General features: G+C 69.6%; 12 protein-coding genes. 7 read left to right on the top strand and 5 right to left on the bottom strand.

The features are described 5' to 3' along the window. Positions 1–69 precede the first annotated feature (69 nt). Complete coding sequence (locus IF655_RS14205) at positions 70–2,250, top strand: ABC transporter family substrate-binding protein (protein WP_199585085.1); 2,181 nt, start codon at positions 70–72, stop codon at positions 2,248–2,250. A 73-nt stretch (positions 2,251–2,323) separates the two neighbouring features. On the opposite strand, the gene typA is transcribed toward IF655_RS14205, so the two are convergent. Further along, positions 2,324–4,231, bottom strand: coding sequence for a translational GTPase TypA (typA, locus tag IF655_RS14200; protein ID WP_199585084.1), 1,908 nt, complete (start codon positions 4,229–4,231; stop codon positions 2,324–2,326). A gap of 894 nt (positions 4,232–5,125) precedes the next feature. Between typA and IF655_RS14195 the strand changes: the two genes are divergently transcribed. From IF655_RS14195 to IF655_RS14170, 6 genes are all read left to right on the top strand, one after another. After that, positions 5,126–6,775, top strand: coding sequence for an ABC transporter substrate-binding protein (locus tag IF655_RS14195; RefSeq protein ID WP_199585083.1), 1,650 nt, complete (start codon positions 5,126–5,128; stop codon positions 6,773–6,775). Between the two features lie 180 nt (positions 6,776–6,955). Continuing rightward, positions 6,956–7,882, top strand: a complete 927-nt coding sequence (locus IF655_RS14190; RefSeq protein WP_242488727.1) for an ABC transporter permease — start codon at positions 6,956–6,958, stop codon at positions 7,880–7,882. A gap of 33 nt (positions 7,883–7,915) precedes the next feature. Then, positions 7,916–8,839 carry an ABC transporter permease gene (locus IF655_RS14185; protein WP_199585082.1) on the top strand — a complete coding sequence of 308 codons (924 nt, stop codon included), beginning with the start codon at positions 7,916–7,918 and terminating at the stop codon, positions 8,837–8,839. Between the two features lie 51 nt (positions 8,840–8,890). Continuing rightward, positions 8,891–9,937, top strand: a complete 1,047-nt coding sequence (locus IF655_RS14180; protein WP_199585081.1) for an ABC transporter ATP-binding protein — start codon at positions 8,891–8,893, stop codon at positions 9,935–9,937. Further along, the gene (locus tag IF655_RS14175; protein ID WP_199585080.1) at positions 9,930–11,084 is read left to right on the top strand and encodes an ABC transporter ATP-binding protein; all 1,155 of its coding nucleotides are present in this window, start codon (positions 9,930–9,932) and stop codon (positions 11,082–11,084) included. The genes IF655_RS14180 and IF655_RS14175 overlap by 8 nt, the downstream gene beginning before the upstream one ends. Before the next feature lie 118 nt (positions 11,085–11,202). Further along, a complete protein-coding gene (locus tag IF655_RS14170) occupies positions 11,203–11,595 on the top strand; it encodes a VOC family protein (protein WP_199585079.1) in 393 nt (130 codons plus the stop codon). 7 nt (positions 11,596–11,602) lie between these two features. Here IF655_RS14170 and IF655_RS14165 read toward each other — a convergent pair whose 3' ends face one another. Genes IF655_RS14165 through IF655_RS14150 form a run of 4 tightly spaced genes read right to left on the bottom strand, consistent with a single transcriptional unit; the run spans position 11,603 to position 15,634 of the window. Next, a complete protein-coding gene (locus tag IF655_RS14165; protein ID WP_199585078.1) occupies positions 11,603–12,622 on the bottom strand; it encodes an ABC transporter ATP-binding protein in 1,020 nt (339 codons plus the stop codon). Beyond that, entirely contained in the window at positions 12,619–13,635 is a 1,017-nt protein-coding gene (locus tag IF655_RS14160; RefSeq protein WP_199585077.1) for an ABC transporter ATP-binding protein, read from the bottom strand. Before IF655_RS14160 ends, IF655_RS14165 begins: the two co-directional genes overlap by 4 nt. Next, complete coding sequence (locus IF655_RS14155; RefSeq protein ID WP_199585076.1) at positions 13,632–14,573, bottom strand: ABC transporter permease; 942 nt, start codon at positions 14,571–14,573, stop codon at positions 13,632–13,634. The genes IF655_RS14160 and IF655_RS14155 overlap by 4 nt, the downstream gene beginning before the upstream one ends. Continuing rightward, entirely contained in the window at positions 14,570–15,634 is a 1,065-nt protein-coding gene (locus IF655_RS14150) for an ABC transporter permease (protein ID WP_199585075.1), read from the bottom strand. Before IF655_RS14150 ends, IF655_RS14155 begins: the two co-directional genes overlap by 4 nt. Between the last annotated feature and the right edge of the window lie 9 nt (positions 15,635–15,643).

Here is a 15,643-nt window from a genome sequence, read left to right as displayed (position 1 = left end):
TAGATCTGATCAGCTCCATATACCGCCAAAAGTGATCCTCACGTCCGCGGCTTCCCGGAGGTAGCACAGATGTCCCACGACGGCGTCGGTCTGCGCGCGGTCATGCGCGCGGCCGCCTTCCTCACCGCGGGCGCCCTCGCGGTACCCCTCCTGTCGGGGTGCGGCTCGGACGACAAGGCCGACCGCCCCCTGGCACCGCAGGACATCGCCCTCGCCGCCCGCACCCAGGTCGCCGAGGGCGGCACCCTGAAGTGGGCCGTGGACGCGGTGCCGGAGACCCTGAACGCCTACCAGGCCGACGCCGACACGGGCACCACCCGGGTCGCCCAGGCCGTCCTGCCGTCGATGTTCCGCCTCGACGCCAACGGCGCCCCGGAGGCGAACCCCGCCTACCTGGAGTCGGCGAAGGTCATCGAGACCGAGCCCCGCCAGGTCGTGCTGTACAAGCTGAACCAGCAGGCGGTCTGGAGCGACGGGCGGGAGATCGGCGCCGCCGACTTCGTCGCCCAGTGGCGCGCCCTGTCCGGCAAGAACACCGCCTTCTGGACCGCCCGCAACGCCGGGTACGACCGCATCGAGAAGATCGAGCGCGGTGCCAGCGACCTCCAGGTCCGGGTCACCTTCTCGCGTCCCTACGCGGACTGGAAGTCGCTGTTCTCCCCGCTGTACCCGAAGGACGTCATGGGCACCCCGGACGCCTTCAACGACGGCGCGCGCCGCCAGCTCAAGACCACCGCGGGTCCCTTCAAGGTCGGCAAGGTCGACACCGCCGCCAAGGACGTCGTCCTCACCCGCAACCCGCGCTGGTGGGGCGAGCCCGCCAAGCTCGACCAGATCGTGCTGCACGCGGTGCCCCGCTCCGACCGCACCACCGCGCTGGCCGACGGCACCGTGGACCTCGCGGACATCGACGCCTCCGACGCCCAGCGGATCGGCTCCGCCAGCGGCGGCAACGGCGCGGGCAGCCCGCTCCAGGGCGGCGGCAAGACCTCGGCGAAGAAGCTCCGATCCTGGGCGCTCGCCCACGGTCTGGAGTCCGAGAAGGTCCACGCGGGACAGAAGACGCTGCGCAAGGCGATCACCCGGTACCTGGACGAGCAGGAGGCGCTGCGCTCCTACGACGTCCGCAAGTCCCTGGAGCCCGCCTACACCCAGCTCGCCATGAACGGCGCGAGCGGGCTCCTCTCCGACGAGCGGGTCCGCCGTGCCGTGGCGCGCGCGCTGGACCGCACCGAGCTGGCCAAGCTCGTCCTCACCCCGCTCGGTCTGCCCGCCGTACCGGTCGGCAGCCACCTCGCGCTCGCCGGGCAGCCGGACTACGCCGACGGCAGCGACGCCCTCGGCGGCCAGGACACCAAGGAGGCGCAGGCGCTGCTCTCGGAGGCGGGCTGGGTGCCGGGCGGTCCGGTCAAGCAGCAGAAGCCGGACAAGGCGGCCGGACCCGAGGCGACCAAGGCGGGCGAGGACGAGTCCGAGGGCGGCAAGGACGGCGAGTACATCGTCGGCGAGGACAACAAGCACCCCGGAAAGTCGGACGGCAAGGGGTCCGACGGCAAGAACGGTCACGAGGACGGCGGCCGGGACCTCGCCCAGGACGGCAAGCAGTACTCCGGGCAGGGCGGCGCGCCGGGTGCCTACGCCCCGAAGGGCACCGCTGCCCCGGCGGGCGCCGTCACCGGTCCGCTCGCCAAGGACGGCCAGGCGCTCAACCTGCGCTTCGTGCTCCCCTCGGGCGCGGGCTCGCAGACCCTGGACGCCGTCGCCCGGAAGATCACCGCGATGCTGGAGAAGGTCGGCATCCGCACCACGATCACCAAGGTCCCGGACGACAGCTACTTCAAGGACCACATCGCGGCCGGCGACTTCGACCTCGCCCTGTACTCCTGGCCCGGCACCGCCTTCCCGGCGACCGACGCCCGCCCGATCTACGCCAAGCCCGCCGCGGCGGCCGACGGCTCGGTGAACATCGAGCAGAACTACACCCGCCTCGGCACCGACCAGGTCGACCAGCTCTTCGACCAGGCTGCCGCCACCCTCGACACCGACCAGGCGCGCGACCTCATCCGCAAGGCGGACTCCCGCATCTGGGCGACCGCGGGCTCCATCCCCCTCTACCAGCGCCCCCAGCTCGTCGGCGCCCGGAAGAACCTGGTCAACGCGGGCGCCTTCGGCTTCCGCACCCCGGTCTACGAGGACATGGGCTTCCTGAAGAAGGGCGCGACGATCTCGCCCAGCCCGTCCAAGAGCTGACCACCCCCGAAACGGCGCCGGCCGCCCCTCGCAAGGGAGCGAGGAGCGGCCGGCGTCACGTGCTGCGCGGAGATCAGCCGTGCTTGGCGCGGCTCGCGGTGCGACCGCGCTCCTTCTGGTCGAGGACGACCTTGCGGATGCGCACGGCCTCCGGGGTCACCTCGACGCACTCGTCGTCGCGGCAGAACTCCAGGGACTGCTCCAGGGAGAGCTTGCGCGGCGGGACGATCGCCTCGAACGAGTCGGCCGACGAGGACCGCATGTTCGTGAGCTTCTTCTCCTTGGTGATGTTCACGTCCATGTCGTCGGAGCGCGAGTTCTCGCCGACGATCATGCCCTCGTACACCTCGGTGCCGGGGTCGGTGAACAGCACACCGCGCTCCTGGAGGTTCGTCATCGCGAACGCGGTGACGGCGCCGGAGCGGTCGGCGACCAGCGAGCCGTTGTTACGGGTCTGCAGGTTGCCGAACCACGGCTCATGGCCCTCGTGGATGGAGTGGGCGATGCCCGTGCCGCGGGTCTGGGTCAGGAACTCGGTACGGAAGCCGATCAGACCGCGCGAGGGGACGACGAACTCCAGGCGGACCCAGCCGGAGCCGTGGTTCGACATGTTGTCCATGCGGCCCTTGCGGACGCCCATGAGCTGCGTGACCGCGCCCATGTGCTCCTCGGGCACGTCGATCGTCATGCGCTCGACCGGCTCGTGGACCTTGCCGTCGATCATCTGGGTGACGACCTGCGGCTTGCCGACGGTCAGCTCGTAGCCCTCGCGGCGCATCTGCTCGACCAGGATGGCGAGCGCCAGCTCACCACGGCCCTGGACCTCCCAGGCGTCGGGACGCTCGGTCTCCAGGACGCGCAGCGAGACGTTGCCGATCAGCTCGCGGTCGAGGCGGTCCTTGACCTGGCGGGCGGTGACCTTGCGGTCCTTGACCGCGGCCTTGGCGTCCGCGCCCTTGCCCGTGCCACCGCGGCCGACGAGCGGCGAGGTGTTGGTGCCGATGGTCATGGAGATCGCGGGCTCGTCCACCGTGATCAGCGGCAGCGCGACCGGGTTCTCGGTGTCGGCCAGGGTCTCGCCGATCATGATGTCGGGGATACCGGCGACCGCGCAGATGTCACCGGGACCGGCGACCTCGGCGGGCTTGCGGGTGAGCGCCTCGGTCATCATCAGCTCGGTGATGCGCACGTTCTGGATCGAGCCGTCGCGCTTGATCCAGGCCACGGTCTGGCCCTTGCGCAGCTCGCCCTGCTCGACACGGAGCAGCGCGATGCGGCCGAGGAAGTTGTCCGCGTCGAGGTTGGTGACGTGAGCCTGGAGCGGCGCGTCCTCCTCATACGTGGGGGCCGGGATGTGCTCCAGGATCGTGGAGAAGAACGGCTCCAGGCTGGTGGAGTCCGCGGGGACCGTGCCGTCGTCGGGCTTGGTCAGCGAGGCGATGCCGTCACGGCCACAGGCGTAGACGATCGGGAACTCGATCTGCTCCTCGTCCGCGTCCAGGTCCAGGAACAGGTCGTACGTCTCGTTGACGACCTCGTCGATCCGGGAGTCCGGGCGGTCCGTCTTGTTGATGCAGAGGATGACGGGCAGCCGCTGCTGGAGCGCCTTGCGCAGCACGAAGCGGGTCTGCGGCAGCGGGCCCTCGGAGGCGTCCACCAGCAGGACCACGCCGTCGACCATCGACAGACCGCGCTCGACCTCGCCACCGAAGTCGGCGTGGCCGGGGGTGTCGATGATGTTGATGGTGATCGGCTCGCCGCCGTCCTTGGGGTGGTACTTCACCGCCGTGTTCTTGGCGAGGATCGTGATGCCCTTCTCACGCTCCAGGTCGTTCGAGTCCATGACCCGGTCGTCGACGGAGTCGAGCTGGTGAGCGGCGAACGCGCCGGCCTGCTTCAGCATGCCGTCGACGATGGTGGTCTTGCCGTGGTCGACGTGGGCGACGATGGCGACGTTACGGATGTCGTGGCGCGTGGCCATATTGCGGCGTACTCCCGGAGTATGAGGATTGCCCTGCGCGGACGTCTGTGTTTGCGCGGGCCCTGCCGGGCTGGACACGCCACGGCCATACCCCATCGTACGTCCCGGAGCGCGCTGAGGCTCGCCGGGTGGGCCGGGCCATCCTCCCAAGACCTCCGAAGACCGGTGATTTCCGGCGTAAGCTGCGTATCTTCCTGAATCCGGCATGAAGATCGCGAATGCAAAGAAGATCGGGCTGGAAGAGACGGTCGGAGAAGGTTCGTGGGTGATCGATCACGCTCACGGTCGCAGGGCGAGGTCATCCGCCCTATAGGGGGGAGTGGTGGCGCCGCCCTATAAGAGGGGTGTCCATAGAGGGGAGCGTTCCGAATTCCTCCGGCTCCGGGCGCCCGGGCGGGGTCGTAGAGGGTTTTCCCTAGGGTCTGCCGTGATGGCCCGAATCCGACGGCTCGGGGGTGTTCGCGACGCTAGGGTTGGCCGGACGCGGGCCCCAACCCGTCGGCGTTCCGCCGCGTTTGAGGGCGGGCGGTGTACGAGATCGATCTCCACCGCCGGGCGCAACTCAATTCCTCATCGCATGTCCGCTATTCGGACGACACAGACCGATACTCGTGTAACAAGTCCGTTTCGCAGGGATCTTTCGGCAATCTGTTTGTCCGGATTTCGGAAGAAGTTAACGCCAGGTGTGATCGAACCGAGACCAAATCACTGTGGTCGGCCGGTGAAGCCATGGCAGATAGTTAGGCGCGTAGAGCTCGGGTCTACGGGTCACGCGCCGTGGGAGGCGCCGACTCGCGAGCATTGCGGGTGCACTTGGCTTTCCTCAATCCTCCACGGCTGCGGAATGTCCGGTACTCCCCGTGCGGTGAACAAAATACTCAGGAGGAGGAACCCATGCGCGGTGCCAAGAGCGCCAAGTGGGTCGCGGGCGCGATCGTCATAGCCCTGGCCGCGACTGCCTGCGGCAGCAGTGACGACGACGGCGGTAGCAACAAGGGCTCTGGTCAGAAGGGCGGAACCTTCCGGCTGGGTATCACCGAGCCGGTGGCCATCGACCCTTACAACGCGCAGGAGTCCGAGGGCATCCTCGTCACGGACAACCTCTTCACGGGCCTCTACGAGCCCTCCGCGGACGGTCAGGTCGTCCCGGAGCTCGCCACGTCGAAGAAGGTCAGCGCCGACGGCAAGACCTGGACCTTCACCATCAAGAAGGGTACCAAGTTCAGCAACGGCGAGGCGGTCGACGCCGAGTCCTTCATCCGTGGCTGGAACCGTGTGGCGCAGAAGTCGGCCGCGTCCGACGTCGCGTACCACATGGCCGGTATCGCGGGCTTCGCCGACGCCCAGTCCGGCAAGTCGAAGACCATGTCCGGTCTGTCCGCCCCGGACCCGTACACCCTGCAGGTCAAGCTCTCCGCCCCGGACTTCGAGTTCTACATCAAGACCACGCACACGGTCTTCAGCCCGGTGCCGAAGGTCGCGGGTGACGCGAAGAACAAGAAGTACAACGAAGCCCCCATCGGCAACGGCCCGTTCAAGATCCAGGGCCGCTGGGAGCACAACAAGTCGATCACGCTGGTCCGCAACGACAGCTACGGCCTGACCAAGGCTCACCTGGACAAGGTGCAGATCGACATCCTCAACTCCGCCAACGGCGTGACCCTGGAGTACCAGGGCTTCGAGTCGGGCCAGTACGACTGGGCCCGTATGCCCACCCCGCAGCTCCCGGCCGCCAAGGCCAAGTACGAGCCGCAGGGTGAGTGGATCGACGAGGACACGAACGGGATGAACTACCTCCTCCCGATCACCGACAACGGTCCGCTGAAGTCCGCGAAGGCCCGCGAGGCGGTCTCCTACGCGATCGACCGCGACGCCATCATCAAGGGCGTCTTCCAGAACATGCAGACGAAGTCGACGACGATCCTGCCGCCGGTCTTCAAGGACGTGTACCAGAAGGACCTGTGCGCCTCCTGCGTCAAGCAGGACAAGGCCAAGGCCAAGCAGCTCGCCAAGGAAGGCGGCCTGAAGCCGGGCACCACCATCGAGCTGGGCTACAACACCGGTGCCGGTCACGAGGAGTGGATCCAGGCCGTCAAGCAGCAGCTCGAGAGCGTGCTCGGCGTCAAGGTGAAGGCGACCGGCAAGCCGTTCGCCGAGCTGCTCGCCGACCAGCAGAAGCCGAACGCCACCGGTGCGTACCGCTTCGCCTGGGGCGCGGACTACCCGACGCCGGACAACTTCCTGTACCCGCTGCTGGACACGGCGTCCATCAACAAGGACGCCAACGGCAAGGTCACCGGTGACAACCGCGGCCGCTACAGCAACAAGAAGTTCGACGCGCTGCTCGCCAAGGCCCGCGCCACGCAGGACCAGGCCGGTCGCAACGACCTGTACAAGCAGGCCGAGAAGGTCGCGCTGGACGACACGGCGCTGATCCCGCTGTGGAACCGCACCCAGCTCCGCCTCGCGAACACCAAGAAGTTCGACAACATCAAGATGGACTTCCACGAGGACCCGAACCTGGCTGAGATCAGCCTGAAGTAACGGGTCACCGCGCAAGCGGAATCCGGCAACCGGGGGTCGTGGTGTTCCGAGTGTCCGCTCGGCCGCCACGGCCCCCGACGACCGTCGGGAGAGGTTGATCCACTTCTCCCGCTCCACCCCACGCCCGTGAAGCGGGGCGAGGGAGCGCTGCGGCAGAGGCAGCGAGGCAGAGAGGCAGTCATGGGAAGGTATGTGGTCCGCAGGCTGGGCCAGTTGGTTGTCGTCGTGCTCGGCGCGACGATGATCCTGTTCGCCTGCCTGTTCGTGCTCCCCGGTGACCCGGTGGGCCAGATCGCGGGCAGCGACAAGGCGCGTGACCCCGCGGTCATCGCCGAGCTGCACAAGCAGTACGGGCTCGACAAGCCGCTGGTGGTCCAGTACGGCACCTATGTCGGCAAGCTCGTCACCGGCGATCTGGGCACGGACTACACACAGGGCCGGCCGGTCACGGAGATCCTGGCCCCGAAGCTCGGCAACACGGCCAAGCTGGCGGTCGCGGCGATCGTCATCGACATCGTCATCGGTATCTCCGTCGGTGTCCTCGCCGCCATGCGCAGATACTCGATCTGGGACGTGTCGGCGACCCTCGTCACGACCCTGGCCATCGGCGTACCGTCCATCGTGCTCGGCATGATCATGCAGCGTGTCTTCGTGATCGAGCTGGACTGGTTCCCGCTCATCGCCGGTGACGACTTCAAGGGCATCGTCCTGCCCGCCTTCACGCTCGCCATCATCGACGCGGCGCTCGTCGCCCAGCTCGCCCGCAGCACGATGCTGGAGGTGCTGCGCGCCGACTACGTCAAGACGGCGATCGCCAAGGGCCTCCCGCGTCGCACCATCCTGACCCGGCACGTCCTGCGGAACTCGGTCATCCCGGTGATCACCTACCTGGGCATCTCCTTCGGCGGTCTGCTCGGCGGCGCGATCATCACCGAGACGATCTTCAACTGGAACGGCATCGGTCTCGCGCTCATCCAGGCGATCCAGCAGAACAACAACCCGATCATCGTCGGGGTCGTGACGATCGGTGTGGCGGTCTTCGTCCTGCTGAACCTGATCGTCGACCTGCTGTACGCCGCCCTCGACCCGCGCATCCGCCTCGCCTGACCCGCGGGATCGCCCCCTTCTAGGAGTCTCACAATGACCGAACTCGTCTCGCAGACCGAAGAGGCGACGGCGGCCGGTCCCGTTCCGGCGCCCCCGGGAGCCGAACCGAGCGTCGCCCGGGTCAGCCAGTGGTCCGACATCCGGCACCGCTTCTTCGCCAACAAGCTCGCCGTGGTCGGCCTGGCCATCATCGTGGTGCTGGTCCTGGTCGCGATATTCGCGCCGCTGCTCGCGCCGCACGACCCGCTCAAGCAGGACCTGACCAACACCCTGCAGTCCCCGGGCGCCGGCCACTGGCTCGGCACCGACGCGCTCGGCCGCGACCAGTTCTCCCGCCTCGTCTACGGCAGCCGCATCGCGGTGATCGTGGGTATGGCCTCGATCCTGGTCGCCCTCGTCATCGGTGTGATCCTGGGCGCGCTGGCCGGGTACTACGGCCGCTGGGTCGACACGGTGATCATGCGTGTCGCCGACGTCTTCTTCGCCTTCCCGCTGCTGATCGGCGCCATCGTCATCATCCTGCTGATGGGTCGCGGTGTGCTGCCCGTCGTGCTCTCGCTGGCCATCTTCTCGTGGGCGACCTTCGCCCGCCTGCTGCGCAGCCAGGTGCTCTCGGTGCGCGAGATGGACTACGTCCACGCCGCCAAGGCGCTCGGTGCCGGGCAGAGCCGGATCATCCGCAAGCACATCCTGCCCAACTCGCTGACCTCCGTGCTGGTGTACGGCACCAGCAACGTCGGCATCGCGATCGTGGCCGAGGCGTCGCTGTCGTACCTCGGCGTCGGCGTCGACCCCGAGGTCGCCGAGTGGGGCAACATGATCTCCGCGGGCCGCAACTTCATGGGCGTCAAGGACTTCATGTGGACCTACCCGAGCCTCGCGATCGTCATCACCGCTCTCGGCTTCATCCTGCTGGGCAACGGTCTTCGCGACGCGCTCGACCCGAAGCTCCGGTGACCGACCGCCATGAATCCAACCCCTTTGGCCAAGCACGATGAAGGTGACGGCATGACCAGCCTGGAGACGGCTCCCAGTGAAGCCGGGGCGGACGGGACCACTCCGCTCCTGGAGGTGCGCGATCTGCACGTGGAGTTCGAGGTCCGCGACTCCGTGACCAAGGCGGTCAACGGTGTCAACTACAGCGTCAACGCGGGCGAGACGCTCGCCGTCCTCGGTGAGTCCGGGTCCGGCAAGTCGGTGACCGCGCAGGCGATCATGGGCATCCTCGACAGCCCGCCCGGACGGATCGCCAAGGGCGAGATCTTCTTCGAGGGGCAGGACATCCTGCTGCTGTCGGAGGCCGAGCGGCGCAAGCTGCGCGGCGCCAAGATGGCGATGATCTTCCAGGATGCGCTGTCCTCGCTCAACCCGGTGCTCTCGGTGGGCTTCCAGCTCGGCGAGATGTTCCGCGCGCACCAGGGACTGTCCCGCAAGGAGTCCAAGGCCAAGGCGATCGAGCTGATGGACCGCGTGCGCATCCCCGCCGCGGCTCAGCGGGTCAACGACTACCCGCACCAGTTCTCGGGCGGTATGCGCCAGCGCATCATGATCGCCATGGCGCTGGCCCTGGAACCGGACCTGATCATCGCCGACGAGCCGACCACGGCCCTCGACGTGACCGTCCAGGCCCAGGTCATGGACCTGCTCGCCGAACTCCAGCGCGAGTACAACATGGGTCTGATCCTCATCACCCACGACCTCGGTGTCGTCGCGGACGTCGCCGACAAGATCGCGGTGATGTACGCGGGACGGATCGTCGAGACCGCCCCGGTGCACGAGCTGTACAAGCGCCCGGCCCACCCCTACACCAAGGGTCTGCTGGAGTCGATCCCGCGCCTGGACCAGAAGGGCCAGGAGCTCTACGCCATCAAGGGCCTGCCGCCCAACCTCCAGGCCATCCCGCCGGGCTGCGCCTTCAACCCGCGCTGCAGTGTGGCGCAGGACATCTGCCGCACCGATGTACCGCCGCTGGTGCAGGTGACCGAGCAGGACGGCACGGCGATTCCCGGCCGCTCCTCCGCTTGCCACTTCTGGAAGGAGACCATCCATGGCTGAGTCCACGAATCTCGCGAAGGACGACGAGTCCAAGGACGCCACGCCGAACGTCTCCGAGGTCGAGACCGTCGACGCGGCCACCGAGACGGAGGCTGTCGCCGCCATCGAGGCGCCCGTCGAGCGGGGCGAGCCGATCCTCCAGGTGCGCGATCTGGTGAAGCACTTCCCGCTCACCCAGGGCATCCTGTTCAAGCGGCAGATCGGCGCCGTCAAGGCTGTCGACGGCATCTCCTTCGACCTCTACCAGGGCGAGACCCTCGGCATCGTCGGCGAGTCCGGCTGTGGCAAGTCCACGGTCGCCAAGCTGCTGATGAACCTGGAGCGGGCGACCGCGGGCGAGATCTTCTACAAGGGCCAGGACATCACCAAGCTGTCGGGCCGCGCCCTGCGCGCGGTGCGGCGCAACATCCAGATGGTGTTCCAGGACCCGTACACCTCGCTCAACCCCCGTATGACGGTGGGCGACATCATCGGTGAGCCCTTCGACATCCACCCCGAGGTGGCTCCGAAGGGCGACCGGCGCAAGCGGGTGCAGGAGCTGCTGGACGTCGTCGGTCTGAACCCGGAGTACATCAACCGGTACCCGCACCAGTTCTCCGGCGGTCAGCGCCAGCGCATCGGCATCGCCCGCGGTCTCGCGCTCAACCCCGAGATCATCATCTGCGACGAGCCGGTCTCGGCCCTGGACGTCTCCGTCCAGGCGCAGGTCATCAACCTGATGGAGCGCCTGCAGGACGAGTTCAACCTGTCCTACGTCTTCATCGCGCACGACCTGTCGATCGTCCGGCACATCTCGGACCGCGTGGGCGTGATGTACCTCGGCAAGATGGCCGAGATCGGCTCGGACGAGCAGATCTACGACCACCCGACGCACCCCTACACCCAGGCGCTGCTCTCGGCGGTCCCGGTGCCGGACCCGGACGCCCGTGAGCACCGCGAGCGGATCATCCTCACCGGTGACGTGCCCTCCCCGGCCAACCCGCCCTCGGGCTGCCGCTTCCGCACCCGCTGCTGGAAGGCTCAGGACAAGTGCGCCGAGGAGGTGCCGCTGCTGGCCGTGCCCGAGCGCTTCCAGGGCAGCGACACCCCGGCTGCCCACGAGTCGGCGTGCCACTTCGCCGAGGAGAAGGACGTGGTCCACGCCTGACCCGCCCCGGCTCGTCGTGTTCCCGGTGCCCTCGACGGAGAGGGCGCCGGGAACACGGCGTTTTCCGGGAACCTGTCTTTGAGAGCCGTTCCCCCGAGAGCTTCGCTGGAGTCGCGCGATGACCCTGCACCACGTCGAGCTGTGGGTGCCCGACCTGCCCCGCGCCGAGACCGAGTGGGGCTGGCTGCTCGGCCGCCTCGGCTACGAGCCGTACCAGAGCTGGGAGCACGGGCGCAGTTGGCGGCTTGGACCGACGTACGTCGTCGTCGAGCGGTCACCGGCGCTGCGCGGCACCGGGCACGACCGGCTGCGCCCCGGGCTCAACCACCTCGCCTTCCACGCGGGGACGCCCACCGAGGTCGACGTCCTCGCGGCGCAGGCGCCCGAGCACGGCTGGCAGTTGCTCTTCCCCGACCGCCATCCGCACGCGGGCGGACCCGACCACTACGCCGCCTACCTCGCCAACTCGGACGGTTTCGAAGCCGAGTTGGTCGCCTCGCCGAAGGACTGACCGCCGCCTACGCCGTCACCTGCGCGTGCACCCAGTGGCACGCCGCCTGGGCGGTGGGTCCCGCGTCGAGCACCGCAGGGTCCTCCGTGCGGCAGGCGTCCGCCACGCCCGCGCGTTCCGCCTCGCCGCTCGCCAGGACCGGGCAGCGGGCGCGGAAGCGGCAGCCGGTGGGGATGCGGGAGGGGTCCGGGGGTTCGCCGGTGAGGATCACGGGGTCGCCGGGGGCGTCCGGGAGGACGGACAACAGGGCGCGGGTGTACGGGTGCCGGGGCGCGGTGAGGACCTGTTCGACCCCGCCCGTCTCCACGATCCGGCCGAGGTACATCACCGCCACCCGGTCCGCGATGTTCCAGGCGAGTCCCAGGTCGTGGGTCACCACCAGGGCGGCCAGACCGAGTTCGGTGCGCAGGCGCAGCAGCAGGTCCAGGATCTCGCCGCGCACCGAGGCGTCGAGGGACGCCACCGGCTCGTCGGCGACGAGGAGTTCGGGCTCCAGGACCAGCGCGCCCGCGATGACCACGCGCTGGCGCTGGCCACCGGACAGCTCGTGCGGGTAGCGCAGGAAGAACCGCTCCGGGGGGCGCAGTCCCGCCCGGGACAGCGCGTCGGCGACCGCCGCCCGCTCGTCGCCGGAGTGCCCGTGGACGCGCAGCCCCTCGGCCACCGCGTCGTACACCGTGTGCCGGGGGTTGAGCGAGCCGATGGGGTCCTGGAGGACCAGTTGGGCGCGGCGGCGGTAGGCGCGCAGGGCGCGGGTGGAGTACGCCAGCGGGCGCCCGGCGAACGACACCTCGCCCGCCGTCGGCTTCACGAGTCCGAGCAGCGCCCGGGCGAGCGTGGACTTGCCGCAGCCGGACTCGCCGACCAGCGCGACGATCTCGCCCGGACGGATCTCCAGCTCGACCTGGTCGACGGCGCGCGCGGGCGCCGCCCCGGACCGGCCGGGGAAGACCACGCGCAGGTCGCGCGCGCTGAGCAGCGCGGGCGGTTCGGTCGTCGGTGTGGAGTGCTCACCGGTCGTCGTCATGGGGTGCTCCCGGTGTTCTCCGGCTCCGTCGCGTCGTCTCGTACCGTCCCGGCGGTCCCGCTCGGCGCCCCCACGTGGACGCACGCCGCCACCCGCCCGGGCACCGCCTCGCGCAGCGGCTGGTCCTCCGTGGCGCACTCGGGCAGCGACACCGGGCAGCGCGGATGGAAGGCGCACCCGGCGGGGAGCGCGAACGGGTCGGGCGGGTCGCCGGGCAGCCCGCGCGGCGCGAACCGGGAGGCGGGGTCCCCGATGCGCGGGAACGCCCCCGACAGCGCCTGGGCGTAGGGGTGTTGAGCGTTCTCGTGGACGGCGCGGGCGGGACCCTCCTCCACGACCCTGCCCGCGTACATCACCGCGAGCCGGTCGCAGGTGTCCGCGAGGACCGCGAGATCGTGGCTGATCATGACCAGGGCGACGTCCTGCTCGCTGACGAGCCGCTCGATCAGCCGCAGGATCTGCGCCTGGATCATCACGTCGAGCGCGGTGGTCGGCTCGTCCGCGACGACCAGGTGCGGGTCGCAGGCGAGCGCCATGGCGATCATGACGCGCTGGCGCTGGCCGCCGGAGAGTTCGTGCGGGTACGCCGTCGCGCGGGCGGCGGGCAGACCGACCTGCTCCAGCAACTCACCGGTCCGCTTCTTCGCGGCGGCAGCCGTCGCCCGGCTGTGCAGCAGGATCGGTTCCGCGATCTGCTCGCCCACCCGGTGCACGGGGTTGAGGGAGTGCATGGCGCCCTGGAAGACGATGGACGCGCCCGCCCAGCGCACCGCGCGCACCCGGCCCCAGCGCATCGCCAGGATGTCCTCGCCGTCCAGCAGGATCTGCCCGCCCACCTCGGTGCCGGGCGGCAGCAGCCGCAGCGCGGCGAGCGCCAGCGTGGACTTGCCGCAGCCGGACTCCCCGGCGATGCCGAGCTTCTCGCCCGCCGCCACCGACAGGTCCACCCCCCGGACGGCGGCGGCACCGCCCGGGTACGTCACGGTCAGGTTCCGCAGTTCGAGCAGGCTCAACGGGCCACCCCCAGCCGGGGATTGAGGACGGACTCCACGGCGCGCCCGCACAGCGTGAACGCCAGCGCCACCAGGGCGATCGCGATGCCGGGCGGTACGAGATACCACCAGTCGCCCGCGCTCACCGCGCCCGCCTCGCGCGCGTCCTGGAGCAGTCCGCCCCAGGAGACGACGGACGGATCGCCGAGCCCGAGGAAGGCGAGCGTCGCCTCGGCGAGGATGGAGGAGGACACCATCAGCGTGGTCTGCGCGAGCACGAGCGGCATGACGTTGGGCAGCACGTGCCGGGTCATGACGTGCCAGTGACCGCCGCCGAGCGCCCGGGCGCGCTCGATGTACGGGCGGGACTCCACGGCCAGCGTCTGCGCCCGCACCAGGCGGGCGGTGGTCGGCCAGGTCGTGACGCCGATGGCGAGGATCACCGTGCCGAGCGAGCGGGACATCACGGTGGCCAGCGCGATGGCGAGCACCAGCGTGGGCATCACCAGGAACCAGTCGGTGATCCGCATCAGCACGGTCGCCCACGCGCCCCGGAAGTGCCCGGCGACGATCCCGACGACCGCGCCGATCGCCACCGACAGCACCGCCGCGAGCAGCCCGACCAGGAGGGAGACCCGGGCGCCCCAGATCACCAGCCCCAGCAGGTTCCGCCCGAACCGGTCGGTGCCGAGCGGGAAGTGGCCACTGGGCGCCTCCAGGGGGTTGCCCGGAGCGTCGGTCACCCGGGCCACGTCCGCGCCGACGGTGAGCGGCGCGGTGAGGGCGATCAGCGCGAACAGCACGAGGGCGGCGAGTCCGAGCACTCCGGCGCGGTGGGTGCGGTACTGCCGCCAGAACCGCAGCGCCGAGCGGCGGCGGCGCTGCCAGGCGAGCGTCCGGGGTCCGGGTCCCGATCCGGGTCCGGGTCCTGACCCCGGTTCGGCGACGGTGGTGGTCATCGGCCCACCCGGGGGTCGAACAGCGGGTAGACCAGATCGGCCAGGGTGTTCATGACGATCACCGCCGAGGCGAAGAGGAGGAACAGCCCCTGCACCAGGGGCAGATCGGGCACGCTGAGGGCCTGGTAGAAGAGTCCGCCGAGACCCGGCCAGGAGAACACGGTCTCGACCAGGATCACGCCCGCGACGGTCCGCCCGAGGTTGACGAACACCAGGGTGACGGTCGGCAGCAGGGCGTTAGGCACCGCGTGCCGACGGCGGACCAGGTCGTCCCGCAGCCCCTTGGCGCGGGCCGTCGTCAGATAGTCGCTGCCCATCTCGTCCAGCAGGGCGGAACGGGTGACCAGCAGCGTCTGTCCGTACTCGACCGCGATCAGGGTGAGCACCGGCAGGACCATGTGGTGGGCGACGTCGAGGACGTACGCGAAGCCGCTCGTGTCGCCCGACTCCATGCCGCCCGTCGGGAACAGCCCCGGGATCGGTCCGAGCCCCACCGAGAACACGATGATGAGCAGCAGTCCGAGCCAGAAGGACGGCAGCGAGTAGAGGGTCAGCGCCAGACCGGTGTTGAGCCGGTCCCCGAGACCGCCGTGCCGCCAGGCGGAGCGGGTGCCCAGGTACATGCCGAGGGCGGTGTAGAGGACGAACGCCGTGCCGGTGAGCAGCAGGGTGTGGGGCAGCGCCTCGGCGATCTTGTCGGTGACCGGGGTGTGGAACTGGTACGACGTGCCCAGGTCGCCGGTGAGCGCCTTGCCGCAGTACTGCGTGAACTGCTGCCACATCGGCAGGTCGAGTCCGAACTCCCGCCGGTAGACGGCGAGCTGTTCCGTCGAGACCCGGCGCCCGCCGGTCATGGCCTTGACCGGGTCGCCGGGGATCAGCCGGAACAGGAAGAAGCCGGTGACGAGGACGGCGAACAGCGAGACGACGGCGCCGCCGAGCTTGCCCGCGACATAGCGGGCGTACCCGGGCCAGGTGCGCGCCCGGGGTCCGCCGATGTCGGGTGTGACGGCGGCGGTACCCGGGACGCCGGCCTCGGCGGGGGTGAGTTCAGCGGCCATCGGACACCG

The sequence above is a fragment of the Streptomyces sp. DSM 110735 genome (assembly GCF_016482685.1).
Classification (GTDB): Bacteria; Actinomycetota; Actinomycetes; order Streptomycetales; family Streptomycetaceae; genus Streptomyces.
Note: the sequence above shows the minus strand (reverse complement) of the source record. Positions and strands in the feature narration are given on the sequence as shown.